General features: G+C 65.4%; 13 protein-coding genes. 10 read left to right on the forward strand and 3 right to left on the reverse strand.

What is annotated here, in order from left to right; all coding sequences use genetic code 11:
• Nucleotides 1–21: 21 nt before the first annotated feature.
• Both betI and betA read left to right on the forward strand, forming a co-directional pair.
• Complete coding sequence (gene betI, locus VQ045_RS08010; RefSeq protein ID WP_331829746.1) at nucleotides 22–630, forward strand: transcriptional regulator BetI; 609 nt, start codon at nucleotides 22–24, stop codon at nucleotides 628–630.
• Complete coding sequence (gene betA / locus VQ045_RS08015) at nucleotides 627–2,333, forward strand: choline dehydrogenase (RefSeq protein WP_331829747.1); 1,707 nt, start codon at nucleotides 627–629, stop codon at nucleotides 2,331–2,333. Before betI ends, betA begins: the two co-directional genes overlap by 4 nt.
• Here betA and VQ045_RS08020 read toward each other — a convergent pair.
• Complete coding sequence (locus VQ045_RS08020) at nucleotides 2,324–2,731, reverse strand: DUF805 domain-containing protein (protein ID WP_331829748.1); 408 nt, start codon at nucleotides 2,729–2,731, stop codon at nucleotides 2,324–2,326. The genes betA and VQ045_RS08020 overlap by 10 nt on opposite strands.
• A gap of 142 nt (nucleotides 2,732–2,873) precedes the next feature.
• Between VQ045_RS08020 and VQ045_RS08025 the strand changes: the two genes are divergently transcribed.
• Nucleotides 2,874–3,317, forward strand: a complete 444-nt coding sequence (locus VQ045_RS08025; protein ID WP_331829749.1) for a cupredoxin domain-containing protein — start codon at nucleotides 2,874–2,876, stop codon at nucleotides 3,315–3,317.
• Nucleotides 3,318–3,365: 48 nt separating this feature from the next.
• On the opposite strand, the gene VQ045_RS08030 is transcribed toward VQ045_RS08025, so the two are convergent.
• Together VQ045_RS08030 and VQ045_RS08035 are read right to left on the reverse strand one after the other, a co-directional pair.
• A complete protein-coding gene (locus VQ045_RS08030) occupies nucleotides 3,366–3,773 on the reverse strand; it encodes a DUF1850 domain-containing protein (RefSeq protein WP_331829750.1) in 408 nt (135 codons plus the stop codon).
• Nucleotides 3,770–5,962 carry a TRAP transporter permease gene (locus tag VQ045_RS08035; RefSeq protein ID WP_331829751.1) on the reverse strand — a complete coding sequence of 731 codons (2,193 nt, stop codon included), beginning with the start codon at nucleotides 5,960–5,962 and terminating at the stop codon, nucleotides 3,770–3,772. Before VQ045_RS08035 ends, VQ045_RS08030 begins: the two co-directional genes overlap by 4 nt.
• 185 nt (nucleotides 5,963–6,147) lie before the next feature.
• Between VQ045_RS08035 and VQ045_RS08040 the strand changes: the two genes are divergently transcribed.
• The 7 genes from VQ045_RS08040 to VQ045_RS08070 all read left to right on the forward strand — a co-directional run bounded on the left by VQ045_RS08040 (nucleotide 6,148) and on the right by VQ045_RS08070 (nucleotide 13,192).
• Nucleotides 6,148–6,708 (forward strand): hypothetical protein, encoded by a 561-nt coding sequence (locus VQ045_RS08040; protein WP_327625225.1) that lies wholly within the window; start codon nucleotides 6,148–6,150, stop codon nucleotides 6,706–6,708.
• Between the two features lie 215 nt (nucleotides 6,709–6,923).
• The gene (gene betC, locus VQ045_RS08045) at nucleotides 6,924–8,453 is read left to right on the forward strand and encodes a choline-sulfatase (protein ID WP_331829752.1); all 1,530 of its coding nucleotides are present in this window, start codon (nucleotides 6,924–6,926) and stop codon (nucleotides 8,451–8,453) included.
• 195 nt (nucleotides 8,454–8,648) lie between these two features.
• The gene (gene ugpB / locus VQ045_RS08050) at nucleotides 8,649–9,953 is read left to right on the forward strand and encodes a sn-glycerol-3-phosphate ABC transporter substrate-binding protein UgpB (RefSeq protein WP_331829753.1); all 1,305 of its coding nucleotides are present in this window, start codon (nucleotides 8,649–8,651) and stop codon (nucleotides 9,951–9,953) included.
• Nucleotides 9,954–10,049: 96 nt separating this feature from the next.
• Nucleotides 10,050–10,931: a sn-glycerol-3-phosphate ABC transporter permease UgpA gene (ugpA, locus tag VQ045_RS08055; RefSeq protein WP_327646040.1), complete on the forward strand. Its 882-nt coding sequence runs from the start codon at nucleotides 10,050–10,052 to the stop codon at nucleotides 10,929–10,931.
• 15 nt (nucleotides 10,932–10,946) lie between these two features.
• A complete protein-coding gene (gene ugpE, locus VQ045_RS08060) occupies nucleotides 10,947–11,795 on the forward strand; it encodes a sn-glycerol-3-phosphate ABC transporter permease UgpE (protein ID WP_327625229.1) in 849 nt (282 codons plus the stop codon).
• 2 nt (nucleotides 11,796–11,797) lie between these two features.
• The gene (locus VQ045_RS08065) at nucleotides 11,798–12,871 is read left to right on the forward strand and encodes a sn-glycerol-3-phosphate import ATP-binding protein UgpC (RefSeq protein ID WP_331829754.1); all 1,074 of its coding nucleotides are present in this window, start codon (nucleotides 11,798–11,800) and stop codon (nucleotides 12,869–12,871) included.
• A 36-nt stretch (nucleotides 12,872–12,907) separates the two neighbouring features.
• Nucleotides 12,908–13,192, forward strand: a complete 285-nt coding sequence (locus tag VQ045_RS08070; RefSeq protein ID WP_331829755.1) for a hypothetical protein — start codon at nucleotides 12,908–12,910, stop codon at nucleotides 13,190–13,192.
• The last annotated feature ends 52 nt before the right edge of the window (nucleotides 13,193–13,244 follow it).

A 13,244-nucleotide genomic window follows, 5' to 3' on the forward strand; every position in this document is an offset into this window, starting at 1 on the left:
AATCGATCTATGCTGCCGGCCATGAACCAATGGACCCGCATCCGGCCCGCCGCGACAGGCCTCGAGGCCGCCCGCCGCGAGGCGCTGATCACCGCAGCCATTGCCGCCATCGAGGAAGCCGGCTCGATGGAGGCCACCACCATGGCGCAGATCGCCGCCCGCGCCTCGGTGTCGCCGGCGCTGGTGCATCATTATTTCGGCGCCAAGGACGATCTGATGATTGCCGCGATGCGCCATCTGCTGTTCGGCTTTCGCGATGGGCTCACCCGCCGGCTTGCCGCCGCCGGCACGCCCCGCGAGCGGGTCAGCGCCGTCATCGAAGGCTGCTTCGATCCCAGCCAGTTTTCCCGCGAGGCCATCGCCGCCTGGCTGGTCTTCTACCTCTACGCCCGCCGCTCGTCAGAGGCGGCGCGGCTGTTGCGGCTGTATTTCCGTCGGCTCGAAACCAATCTCGTCTCCGGCCTCGCCCCGCTGCTCGGCGCGGATGCCGCCATCCCGGTCGCTGCTGCGACCGGCGCGATGATCGACGGCGTCTGGCTGCGCCAGGCGCTGACCCCGCTCACCGCCCCCGACGGACCAGCGGCCGTCCGGATGGTTGAACGCTATATCGACGCGGAGATCGGTACATGAAAATCATCGAGGAAGCCGATTACGTCGTGGTCGGGTCGGGCTCGGCCGGTTCGGCGCTGGCGTACCGACTGTCGGAATCGGGCCGCTACGACGTCGTCGTCGTCGAGGCCGGCGGCACCGATGCCGGCCCGTTCATCCAGATGCCGGGCGCGCTGTCCTTTCCCATGAACATGGCCCGCTACGACTGGGGTTACCGCTCCGAGCCCGAGCCGGCGCTCGCCGGCCGGCGCCTCGCCACCCCGCGCGGCCGGGTCATTGGCGGCTCCTCCTCGATCAACGGCATGGTGTTCGTGCGCGGCCACGCCCATGATTTCGACCATTGGGCCGAGATCGGCGCATCTGGCTGGGCCTATGCCGACGTCGTCCCCTACTTCAAGCGGATGGAGTGCTTCGAGGGGGGCGCCGGCCCCGGCACGGGCCAGGATACGGGAGACGGCGGCGATCCGGACTGGCGCGGCGGCTCCGGCCCGCTCAACGTCAAGCGCGGCGCCATGGAAAACCCGCTCTACGGCGCATTCGTCGAGGCCGGGCGGCAGGCCGGCTATCCGGTCACCGACGATTACAACGGCGAATTCCCCGAGGGTTTCGGCCCGATGCAGCAGACGATCTGGCGCGGCCGACGCTGGTCGGCGGCCAATGCGTATCTGAGACCCGCCATGGCGCGGGGCAATTGCCGGCTTCTCCAGGCCAATGTCATGCGCGTCGCCTTCGAGGGCAACCGCGCCACCGGTGTCGAGGTGAAGCGATCCGGTCGCACCACCGGTCTCGTCAAGGCGCGGCGCGAGGTGGTGCTCGCCGCCGGGGCCATCAACTCGCCGCTGATCCTCATGCATTCGGGCATCGGAGACCCGGCCGAGCTGTCCCGCGTCGGCATCGACACACGGCTTGCCCGCCCGGGCGTCGGGCAAAACCTGCAGGATCATCTCGAACTCTACATCCAGCAGAGCTGCACCCAGCCGATCACCCTCAACGGCTATCTCGACCTGTTCTCCAAGGGCCGGGTGGGGCTCGAATGGATGATGCTGCACACCGGCTACGGCGCGACCAACCATTTCGAGGCGGCGGGCTTCATCCGTTCGCGCGCCGGCGTCGACTATCCCGACATCCAGTATCACTTTCTGCCCGGCGCGATCCGCTATGACGGCCAGGCCGCCGCCCCCGGCCACGGTTTTCAGGCCCATGTGGGGCCGATGCGCTCGAAATCGCGCGGCGATATCCGGCTGGTGAGCGCCGATCCCGGTGCCAAGCCGGCGATCCGCTTCAACTACATGTCGCATGACGACGACTGGACCGAGTTTCGCCAGGCGATCCGGCTGACCCGCGAGCTCTTCGCGCAGGCCGCCTTCGACGAATATCGCGGGCCGGAGATCCAGCCGGGCGACGCGCTCCAGAGCGATTCCGATCTCGACGGCTTCATCGCCCATCACGCCGAAAGCGCCTATCACCCCTGCGGCGCCGCGCGCCTCGGCTCAGGTGAAGACGACAACGCCGTGGTCGATCCCGAATGCCGGGTGATCGGCATCGACAATCTGCGCCTCGCCGACAGCTCGATCTTCCCGCGCATCACCAACGGCAATCTCAACGGCCCGTCGGTCATGGTCGGCGAAAAGGCCGCCGACCATATCTTGGGCGAGGGGATGCTGGCGCCGGAGCCCGAACTGCGACCCTGGATCAACCCGGACTGGCAGACCCGTCAGCGATAGGCCTCGCGCCGTCCCAGTGGAGGTGGGCCGTATTCGTTGGTCACCGCCTCGCTGGGCTGGGCGGCGAAATAGAGGAAGACCAGCCAGCCGATCAGCGGGATCAGGCCGACCAGCAGCCACCACGCCGAGCGGCCGGTATCGTGCAGTCGCCGCGCCGCCACCGCTAGCGTCGGCAGGAAGACCGCCAGCGTGAACAGCGCGTCCAAAGGGCGGGCGCCGTGACCGCTCAGCGGGCTCAAGCCGAGGATCGGTCCGACGATCACGCTGTCGACGAGGCCGAGGACAAAACTGGCGATCAGGGTGAACAGCACGAACCACCAGAATTCCGAGCGCGGCGCGCGGCCCCGGAAAATGGCGTAGTTCGAAAACACCGAGCGGACGGCTTCTGTAAATCGCATGCTTGCCTCGACTGGACAGCGGACCGATGCCGCCAAAGTGATGCTCCGAACGATGCCGCAGGGCCGGTGGCGACGCCAGTGCCCCTCCGCGGCGTCCACAGCAGGCGTAAACTGCAACGCTCTGCCCGCTTGGGAGGTTGCGATGCCTGTATCATCCCCAGATGCCGCGTCGGCCGGCTCCTGCCTGTCCCGCCGCCAGGTCCTCGGCCTCGCGGCCCTGTCCGGCCTCGCCGCGCTTGGCGGCTGCGCCACGGCCGGTTCGACGAGCCCGCCGCCGGGCGTCGCGGCTGTTGTCTCCGCGACGACGCTGCTGGCGTTCAGTCCGGCGGTTGTCCAAGTCAGAGCCGGCGACACCGTGGAATGGCGCAACGCCTCGCCCTTCGGCCACACCGTGACCGCCGATCCGTCGCTGGCGAAGAATGCTGCCAATGTCCGGCTACCGCGAGGCGCGCGGCCGTTCAATGGCCCACTGCCGGCCGGCGGGATCTATCGGCGGACATTCGCCCGGCCGGGCACCTACGACTATGTCTGCCTGCCGCACGAGGGCGCCGGCATGAAGGGCCGGGTGGTGGTGACAGCGGGGTAGGGCGTTTGCTGCCTTCGGCTGCAGAAGCAGCGCAGGCGATGACTCCGCCTACGGATTTCCCACCTCGTCCGCCTTATCCGCGTCGCACCAGCGGACCACGATCGGCGCGGCAGGCTCGGCCCCGAGCGTCAGGCAGTCGCCAGCTGTGCCCTCAGGACTCCCCTCTGCGCACAGGGTCCAGCCCGCTCCGGTCGTGCCGGAGGCGGCGAGCACCAGCTCCGGGATGGCGGCGAGATGCGGCGTATAGACATAGGCGCCGTCCTTGAGCACCGCGTCCGGCGGCGGCTCCATGCCGGCGCCGGAGCCCTCGACGCGGCCCTCGACCACGGTCAGCCCGTCCGGCCCGGCGGTCCAGCGTTCCTGCCAGCTGGTCTTTTCCACCGAGTGGGTCCAGGCGAGGGTGAAGGCGGAGGCGGCGAGCACGATCGTCTTGCCGGCGGTGAGGACGCAGATCATTGCGCCAGTGTCGTCGTTTCGTCGGCGGCTTGGACAGAAGCGGGCCGCTCCACGAGACCGCCGGGTCCGCCGGTGCGGTTCACCGTTTCCGGCACGCCGTACTTGCGCACTTGCCACAGGTGCCAGCCGATCACCAGCGCGGCGAGGCCGAAGCCGATTTCGTCGGTCGCCGGCAGCGCGGCGATCAGCGTGAAGGCGGCGACGGCGGCCAGAATCCGCTCCCACCATTTGAGCGGCGCGACGAGGAAGCCGATCGCTGCCGCGCCCCACAGCCCGATGGCGAGGCACGCCTTGATGACGACGTAGATGACCGCCGGCCAGAAGCCGATCGCATCGGCCAGTGGTCCGCCATCCTGCAGCATCAGCGCCGGCGTGTAGACCGCCATGAACGGGATGATGAAGCCGGCGAGCGCCACCTTCACGGCTTCCATCGAGATCTTCAGCCCCGGCGCCTTGGCGATTGGCGCCGCCGCGAAACAGGCTAGCGCCACCGGCGGGGTCAGATCGGCGAGGATGCCGAAATAGAAGACGAACATGTGGGAGACGATCAGCGGAACCCCCAGCGCCAGCAGGGCCGGTCCGGCGATCGAGGAGGTGATGATGTAGTTGGGGATGGTCGGGATGCCCATGCCGAGGATCAGGCAGGTGATCATGGTCAGCACCAGCGACAGGAACAGCGAGGTGTCGCCGACCGAGACGATGTACTGGCCGAAGGTGTTGGCGACGCCGGTCAGCGTCATCGTACCGACGATGATGCCGACGATGGCGCAGGCAATGCCGACCGGCAGCGCCGTCTTGGCGCCTTCCGATAGCGCGTCGCGGGTCAAGATCAGCGTCTCGCGACCGCCCTTGAACAGCGCCGAGAGGGCGATGAGGATCGCCAGCGCGATCATCACCGGCATGATGCCATATTGAAAGAAGGCGGCGGCCGACAGGCCGAGGCCGATCCAGAACACATAGCGCAGCGCCTGCACAGAGATGCGCCCGGCAAGCGGCGCGCCGAGGATCAGGAGCGCCGTCAGGGCGAGGCCAATAGTGCCTGCGAACAGCGGCGTGTAGCCGTTGAACAGCAGCCAGACCAGGACGATCAGCGGCAAGAGCAGGTACCAGCCGTTTTTGAGAGCGGCCAGCGGCGAGGGTAGTTCGGCGCGCGATAGGCCGAGCAGGCCGCGCTTGCCGGCTTCCAGATGCACCATCCAGAACACCGAGCCGAAATACAGGATCGCCGGGACCACCGCCGCCTGGACGACCGCCGTGTAGGGCACGTCGATGGTCTCGGCCATGATGAAGGCGACGGCGCCCATCACCGGCGGCATGATCTGCCCGCCCATCGAAGCGGTCGATTCGACACCACCGGCGAAGGCGGCGCGGTAGCCGAAACGCTTCATCAGGGGAATGGTGAACTGCCCGGTGGTCACCACATTGGCGACGCCGGAGCCGGAGATCGTTCCCATCAGGCCGGAGGAGATGACCGCCACCTTGGCCGCGCCGCCCTTGGCGCTACCGACGAGGCCGAGCGAGATGTCGGTGAACAGCTTGATCATCCCGGCGCGTTCGAGAAACGAGCCGAACAGGATGAACAGGAAGATGTAGGTGGACGAGACGTAGGTCGGGATGCCGTAGATGCCCTCGGTGCCGAAGGCCATGTGGTCGATTACCTGCGAAAAATCGTAGCCGCGGGTGACAAAGGGCGAGGGCAGATACTCGCCGAACAGCGTGTAGGCGAGGAACGTCCCGGCGATGATCGGCAGCGCCGGCCCCATGATCCGCCAGGTGGCGACGAACAGGATCGCCAGCGCGGCGACGCCGACGGCGGTGTCCATCGGCAGCGGCATGCCGGCGCGAAAGATCAGCGCCTCGTATTCCCACCATTGGTAGAAGGCAACCCCCATGCCGGCGACGCCGAGCGCCCAGAACAGTGCGCGCGAGGCGGGGTTTTCGCGCTTGATCGCGGCGATCAGCGGCAGGCCGAGCAGGCAGAGGAAACCGACATGGACGGCCCGCACGATCTGGCTCGGCAGATCGAGAAGATGCGAAGCCGTCGCAAGCTGGAAGATCGAGAAGAAAAACGCGATCCAGAACAACAGCCGACCTTCGAAGCTGGCCGGAAACCCTGAGGAAAGCGGGTCGTGCAACTCGGCGCGTTCGTCGTCGGTCGGATTCAGTTTCTCCGCAAGCCCCTGATTCATGATGCGGTTCCTCCCGAATGCCCGTCGCGGCGGGACCTTAGCCGCGCGGAGGAGGGGGTGCAAACGGCCAGGCGCCGGGCTGCCGGAGGCTCGCAGGGCCGCAGTGACCGGGAATCACTTTGCCGCCCTATTGCGTCGGTAATTCGCTAGCCGGGCACACGTCCGAATCACCAAGGAGGCCTTCAATGAAGACCAGAGCGGCAATGATGAAAACCACAACGATCCTGTTTCTTGGCGCGGCTCTTGCCGCCACACCGGTTGCGATCGACTGGACCCATTTGTCTGTCGGGTCGGCGGATGTGCTGGCCCAAGGCAAAGGCGGCGGTAATGGTGGTGGAAACGGGGGCGGCAACGGCGGTGGTAACAGCGGCGGCAATGGTGGCGGCAACAGCGGCGGCGGGAATGGAAACGGCAATGGCGGGCGAAGCGCCAGTGGCGGGAACGCTCACGGCAAAAGCGGCGAGAATCGCAACTCCGCTGCCTCGCTCGGCCGGTTGAATGCCTCCCACGCATCCGCGACCGCGATGGAAAATGCCTCCTCGCGCTCGGTGGTTGGCCAACTCGGCGCATACAAGGACGCCGTGGCCGACGACGACATGGAAAAGGCCGCGGAGTTCCTGGCCACGGCGGCGAATCATACGGTGACCGAGGAGACCGTCCGCGCCGTCAATACCAAGCTCGGCATCGAACTCGACGACCCCAAGGAGGTGGCGAAGCTCGCCGAGATGGCGAGGCAGATGCAGTAAGCTTCGGCTATTGCCCGGTCCCAAGGTGGTGACAAGATCGCTTCTTGGGGCGGGGCGTCAACCTTCACCCACCTTGGCACGACCGAGCGGTCCTCTCGAAGGGCCGCTCGACGCTGTTCGCGGAGGCCGTTTGCCGTGGTAGGAGCGGGGCGGTTAAGGCCGCAACGGCAATCCGTTCGGCGGTCTCACGTGAATCACCGCGAAGGACCCGCTCCATGGCCCGCCCCAACATCCTGATCGTCATGGTCGATCAGTTGAACGGAACGCTGTTTCCGGACGGGCCGGCGGAGTTTTTGCACACGCCGAACCTTGGCGCGCTCGCGTCACGGTCGCTGCGGTTTCAGAACGCCTATACGCCGAGCCCGCTCTGCGCGCCGGCCCGCGCCGCCTTCATGGCCGGACAATTGCCGAGCCGCACCGGCGTCTACGACAATGCGGCGGAATTTATGTCCTCGATCCCGACCTTCGCCCATCATCTGCGGCGCGCGGGCTATCGCACCGCCCTCTCCGGCAAGATGCATTTCGTCGGCCCCGACCAGTTGCACGGCTTCGAGGAGCGGCTGACCACCGACGTCTATCCGGCCGATTTCGGCTGGACGCCGGACTATCGCCGGCCGGGCGAGCGGATCGACTGGTGGTATCACAACATGGGCTCGGTCACCGGCGCCGGCGCCGCCGAGATCAGCAACCAGCTCGAATATGACGACGAGGTCGCCTATCACGCCGGCGCCAAGCTCTACGATCTGGCGCGGGGGCAGGACGAGCGGCCGTTCTGCCTGACCGTATCCTTCACCCATCCGCACGACCCCTATGTGGCGCGGCGCCGCTTCTGGGACCTTTACGAGGATTGCGCCCATCTCGATCCCGCGACCGGGCCGATCCCCCTCGCCGAACACGATCCGCACTCGCAAAGGCTTCTGAAGGCGTCCGATTTCGAGAAATTCGCGATCACGCCCGAGGATGTCCGCCGCTCGCGCCGGGCCTATTTTGCCAACATCTCCTATCTCGACGAAAAGATCGGCGAGATTCTCGGTGTGCTGAAAGATTGCCGGATGGCGGAGAACACCGCCGTCCTGTTTGTCTCCGACCATGGCGACATGCTTGGCGAGCGCGGCCTGTGGTTCAAGATGAGTTTCCGCGAGGGCTCGTCGCGCGTACCGCTGATGCTGAGCCTGCCGGGCGGCGAGAGCGGGCTGGTGGCCGTGCCGGTCTCGACCCTCGACGTGCTGCCGACGCTGGGCGATCTCGCCGGCATCGACGCCGCCGACATCGCACCCTTCGCCGATGGGCAGAGCCTGTTGGCGACGGCGCGCGCCGGAAGCCGGTCCGGACCCGTACCGATGGAATACGCCGCCGAAGGCTCCGAGGCGCCGATGGTCTCGCTCAGGGAGGGGCGATTCAAGCTCAATCTCTGCGAGATCGATCCGCCGGAATTCTTTGACCTGGAGACCGACCCAGGCGAAGCGTGCAACCTGGCGGCGGAGCCCGGATGCGACGGGCCAGCGGCCAAGGAAGCCTTCGATAGGCTGCGGCAGGCGGCGGAAACGCGCTGGAATCTTGCGGCCTTCGACGCGGCGGTGCGCGAGAGCCAGCAACGGCGACTGATCACCTACGAGGCGCTGCGCAACGGCGCCTATTACCCCTGGGACTACCAGCCGCTGCAAAAGGCCTCGGAACGCTACATGCGCAACCACATGGATCTCAACGTGCTGGAGGAGAACCAGCGGTTTCCCAGAGGGGAATAGGCGAGGCGGAGCAACGGTCCTGCTGGCTCCGGGCGACGGCGGTCTGGCGCAAAAATCTGCAGGCGGTCTGTTTTTTGCGCTGTCATCGAAGCTTCGTCATTGCGTCACGAACCGTTTTTGAAGCACTGTTACGGGGCGTCTTCGACAAGCTCGGCAACAGGGCCCGAGAGTCGCATCAACGGGTGAGGACATCAGATGAACCGCAAACTTCTCAGCGCAGCCGTCGCGCTTGGCGCGATGATCGCCGGTGCGAGCCAGGCTTTCGCCGTGACCGAACTGCAGTGGTGGCACGCGATGACCGGCGCCAATAACGAGGTCGTCGAGACGCTGGCCAAGGAATTCAACGAAAGCCAGCAAGACTTCAAGATCGCGCCGGTGTTCAAGGGGACCTATCCCGAAACGCTGAACGCGGGCATTGCCGCCTTCCGCGCCAAGCAGATGCCGGCGATCATTCAGGTCTTCGACGTCGGCACCGGCGTGATGATGGGCGCCGAGGGCGCGGTCAAGCCGATCGCCGAGGTGCTCGAGGCGGGCGGCTTTACCTTCGACAAGTCGCAATATCTGCCGGGCATCGTCGCCTATTATTCCAAGCCGGACGGCACCATGCTGTCGTTCCCGTACAATTCCTCTTCGCCGATCCTCTATTACAACAAGGACATCTTCGAGAAGGCCGGGCTCGATACCGAAGAGCCGCCGAAGACCTGGCAGGCGGTGTTCGAGGCGGCACGCAAGATCAAGGAATCCGGCGCGGCGGAGTGCGGCTATACCTCGACCTGGCTGACCTGGATCCATCTGGAGAACTTCGCCGCCTGGAACAACGTGTCCTATGGCACCGAGGAGAACGGACTGGCCGGCACCAATGTCGAGCTGAAGCTTAACGAGCCGATCTATGTCGAGCATTTCCAGGCTCTCGCCGATCTCGCCAAGGAGGGCGTGTTCCGTTATGGCGGCCGGACCTCGGAGGCCAAGCAGCTGTTCCTGTCCGGCGAATGCGGCATCCTGACCGAATCCTCCGGCGGGCTCGGCGATATCGTCAAATCCGGGATCAACTACGGCATCGGCCAACTGCCCTATGATGAGAACGCCGAAGGGGCGCCGCAAAACACCATCCCGGGCGGCGCCAGCCTGTGGGTGTTCGGCGGCAAGTCGGACGAGGAATACAAGGGCATCGCCCAGTTCTTCAATTTCCTGTCGCAGACCGACATCCAGGGCCGCCTGCATCAGGCCTCCGGCTATCTGCCGGTGACCAAGGCCGCCTATGAGGCGACCAAGAGCTCCGGCTTCTATGACGAGAATCCCGGCCGCGAGACGCCGATCACGCAGATGATGGGCAAGGAGCCGACCGCCAATTCCAGGGGCGTTCGCCTGCCGAACCTGCCGCAAATCCGAGACATCGCCAACGAGCAGTTCGAGGCGATGCTGGCCGGCGACCAGGATGCCCAGACGACGATGGACAAGATCGTCGAGCAGGGCAACGAGGCGATCGCCGAAGCGCAGTAGGACGCCGAACCCGCAACGCGCGCCGGGCGGTTCGACCGCCCGGCCTTTTCCATGGGCTTCGCTTCACGTGTGGCCTGATTCGGACCCAGGATCGCCGTGTCGAAAGCCATCTTTCCCAACAAATGGCTGCCCTATCTGCTGGTCGCGCCGCAGGTGGCGATCACCCTGGTCTTCTTCTACTGGCCGGCAAGCCAGGCGTTGTACCAATCAGTCCTGCACGAGGACCCGTTCGGGCTGAAATCAAAGTTCGTCGGTCTCGCCAATTTCCAGTCGGTCCTGTCGGACCCGGCCTATCTCAACGCCATCAAGGTGACCGCGATTTTCAGCATCTCGACAGCCGCGCTGTCGATGTCGCTGGCGCTGCTTTTGGCGACCGCTGCCGAGAAGGTGGTGCGCGGACGCGGGCTTTACCGCACGATGCTGATCTGGCCCTACGCGGTGGCGCCGGCCGTGGCGGGCCTCTTGTGGATGTTCATGTTCAATCCGGTGATGGGCACCTTCGCCTACATGCTGCGACGCAACGGCTTCGACTGGAACCCGTTGCTTGACGGCGATCAGGCGATGCTGCTCGTCGTCGTCGCGGCGGCCTGGAAGCAGATCAGCTACAATTTCCTGTTCTTCGTCGCCGCCCTGCAGTCGATCCCGAAATCGCTGATCGAGGCGGCGGCGATCGACGGCGCCGGGTCGACAAAGCGCTTCTGGACGATCATCTTTCCATTGATCGCGCCGACGACGTTCTTCCTGCTGGTGGTCAACACCGTCTACGCCTTCTTCGATACGTTCGGCATCATCGATTCAGTGACCTCCGGCGGCCCGGCGCGGGCGACGGAGACGCTCGTCTACAAGGTCTATGTCGACGGCTTCGTCAATCTCGATCTCGGTAGTTCGGCCGCCCAGTCGGTGATCTTGATGGCGATCGTCATCGCGCTCACGGCCTTCCAGTTCCGCTATGTGGAGAAGCGGGTGCACTATGCGTGAGGCGGAGATACCGCGATGATCGAGCGTCACTCCATTGGCCGCCCGATCGCGCATGTGATGCTGGTCCTCGGCATCGTGATCGTCGCCTTTCCGATCTACTACACTTTCATGGCGTCGACGCAGACGCTGCAGGCGATCCTGCGTCCGCCGCTGCCCCTCATACCGGGCGGCGAATTCGTCGAGAACTATGGCGAGGCGCTGTTCGGCGGCATCGGGCGGATCGGCGGCGTCAACGTCTGGACGCTGTTGTTCAACACGACGGTGATGGCGCTCGGCATCGCCATCGGCAAGATCGTCATCTCGATCCTGTCGGCCTTCGCTATCGTGTTCTTCCGCTTCCGGCTGCGCATGACCTTCTTCTGGCTGATCTTCATCACCTTGATGCTGCCGGTCGAGGTCCGCATCCTGCCGACCTACAAAGTGATGGTCGATCTCGGTATGATCGATACCTATGCCGGGCTGATCCTGCCGCTGATCGCCTCGGCGACGGCGACGCTGTTGTTCCGGCAGTTCTTCATGACGATCCCTTCCGAGCTGGTCGAGGCGGCGCGGGTCGACGCCGCCGGGCCGATGCGCTTCTTCTGGGACATCCTGATTCCGCTGTCGAAGACCAACATTGCGGCGCTGTTCGTCATCCTCTTCATCTATGGCTGGACGCAATATCTGTGGCCGCTGCTGGTCACCAACGACAACCAGATGAACACCATCGTCATCGCGCTGAGGAAGATGGTGTCCTTCGCCGACGCCGACACGCCCTGGCACCTGGTCATGGTGACGTCGATCCTGGCGATCGTGCCGCCGGTGCTGGTGGTCGTCCTGATGCAGCGATGGTTCGTGCGCGGCCTCGTCGAAGCGGAGAAATAAGCGTGGCAGGCATCGAACTTTCCGACGTCCGCAAGGTCTATCCCGGCGGAGTGGAAGCGGTGAAGGGCGTTTCGCTCGACATTCCCGACGGCGAATTCGTCGTGCTGGTCGGCCCGTCCGGCTGTGGAAAGTCGACGCTCCTGCGCATGGTGGCGGGCCTGGAGACGATCTCGGCCGGGACGATTTCGATCGGGGATCGGATCGTCAACGATCTGGAGCCGGCCGAGCGCGATATCGCCATGGTGTTCCAGAACTACGCGCTCTATCCGCATATGAGCGTGCGGCAGAATCTCGAATACGGCCTGAAGAACCGCAAGATGGCGAAGGCCGAGATCGCCCGCCGGGTCGACCAGGCGGCGGGGATACTCGAAATCGCGCCGTTGCTGGCGCGCAAGCCCGGCCAACTCTCGGGCGGGCAGCGCCAGCGCGTCGCCATGGGCCGCGCCATCGTCCGCGAGCCGGAAGCCTTCCTGTTCGACGAACCCTTGTCCAATCTCGACGCCAAGCTACGGGTGCAGATGCGGGCCGAGATTCGCCGGCTGCAGCGCAAGCTCGCGACCACCAGCCTCTACGTCACTCATGACCAGCTCGAGGCGATGACGCTGGCCGACCGGCTGGTCGTCCTCAATGGTGGGCGGATCGAGCAGGCGGGCACGCCGATGGACGTCTATGAGCGGCCGGCGACGCTCTTCGTCGCCACCTTCATCGGCTCGCCGGCGATGAATCTCATCCCCGTGGGCGCCGCCGGCGGCAGCATTGCCGGGCTCACCGGCCTCGACGGCCTGGCGGTTGGTCCGTCCGTCGGCCAGACGCTCGGCATCCGCCCTGAGCATATGCGCCTCGTCGAGGAGGCCGAGGCCGCGCCGGGCGAATTGCTCGCCGATCTGACCGTCACTGGCGTCGAGGTGGTCGGGGCCGAGAGCTACGTCTATGGCGCGCTGCCCGACAAGGGTTCGGAGATCGCCGTTCGGGTGCCCGGCTACTCGCATCTGGAGCCGGGAACGAAGGTTCGCGCGGCTGCACCGCTCGATGCCCTGCATCGTTTCGACAGCGAGAGCGGCCGCCGGCTGGATTAAGTTCGAAACGCGGGAAAAATTTCTGGATTGGTCCCTATGAAGAAAGTCGCCGTTGAAAAGGCCCGTGGACGCGTCAATCGCGCTGCTTCCGCGATGAATGGCCTTGAAAAAAGCGCGGACTTCGCCTCGTTTTCCATTGCCTGGACCGACTTTTTGTTAGCAGCCAATAGCGTCTTTTCAATTCTGGAGAAGGGCGCAAAAGACAATGCCACCAGCCGGCAGTGGTACGGAGGAAAGAAAAAACAGTGCCGGCAAGACCCTCTTATACCAACGGGAGCGAAGGCCGACTCTTCGGGGATTCCCAAGCTGACAGAATTCTGAATCACTGTGACAAACGGAGGTTTGTCATGGCAGCACCGGTTCCCCTTCACAC

Origin of the sequence: Aurantimonas sp. E1-2-R+4 (assembly GCF_036549515.1) — a bacterium.
Classification (GTDB): Bacteria; Pseudomonadota; Alphaproteobacteria; order Rhizobiales; family Rhizobiaceae; genus Aurantimonas; species Aurantimonas coralicida_A.

Excerpts from the sequence above, each read along its gene's own strand:
- VQ045_RS08070 (WP_331829755.1), top strand. The coding sequence starts at position 12,908 with ATGAAGAAAGTCGCCGTTGAAAAGGCCCGTGGACGCGTCAATCGCGCT.
- ugpE (WP_327625229.1), top strand. The coding sequence starts at position 10,947 with ATGATCGAGCGTCACTCCATTGGCCGCCCGATCGCGCATGTGATGCTG.
- VQ045_RS08020 (WP_331829748.1), bottom strand. The coding sequence starts at position 2,731 with ATGCGATTTACAGAAGCCGTCCGCTCGGTGTTTTCGAACTACGCCATT.
- VQ045_RS08035 (WP_331829751.1), bottom strand. The coding sequence starts at position 5,962 with ATGAATCAGGGGCTTGCGGAGAAACTGAATCCGACCGACGACGAACGC.
- VQ045_RS08030 (WP_331829750.1), bottom strand. The coding sequence starts at position 3,773 with ATGATCTGCGTCCTCACCGCCGGCAAGACGATCGTGCTCGCCGCCTCC.
- VQ045_RS08025 (WP_331829749.1), top strand. The coding sequence starts at position 2,874 with ATGCCTGTATCATCCCCAGATGCCGCGTCGGCCGGCTCCTGCCTGTCC.
- betA (WP_331829747.1), top strand. The coding sequence starts at position 627 with ATGAAAATCATCGAGGAAGCCGATTACGTCGTGGTCGGGTCGGGCTCG.
- betI (WP_331829746.1), top strand. The coding sequence starts at position 22 with ATGAACCAATGGACCCGCATCCGGCCCGCCGCGACAGGCCTCGAGGCC.
- VQ045_RS08040 (WP_327625225.1), top strand. The coding sequence starts at position 6,148 with ATGAAGACCAGAGCGGCAATGATGAAAACCACAACGATCCTGTTTCTT.
- ugpB (WP_331829753.1), top strand. The coding sequence starts at position 8,649 with ATGAACCGCAAACTTCTCAGCGCAGCCGTCGCGCTTGGCGCGATGATC.
- betC (WP_331829752.1), top strand. The coding sequence starts at position 6,924 with ATGGCCCGCCCCAACATCCTGATCGTCATGGTCGATCAGTTGAACGGA.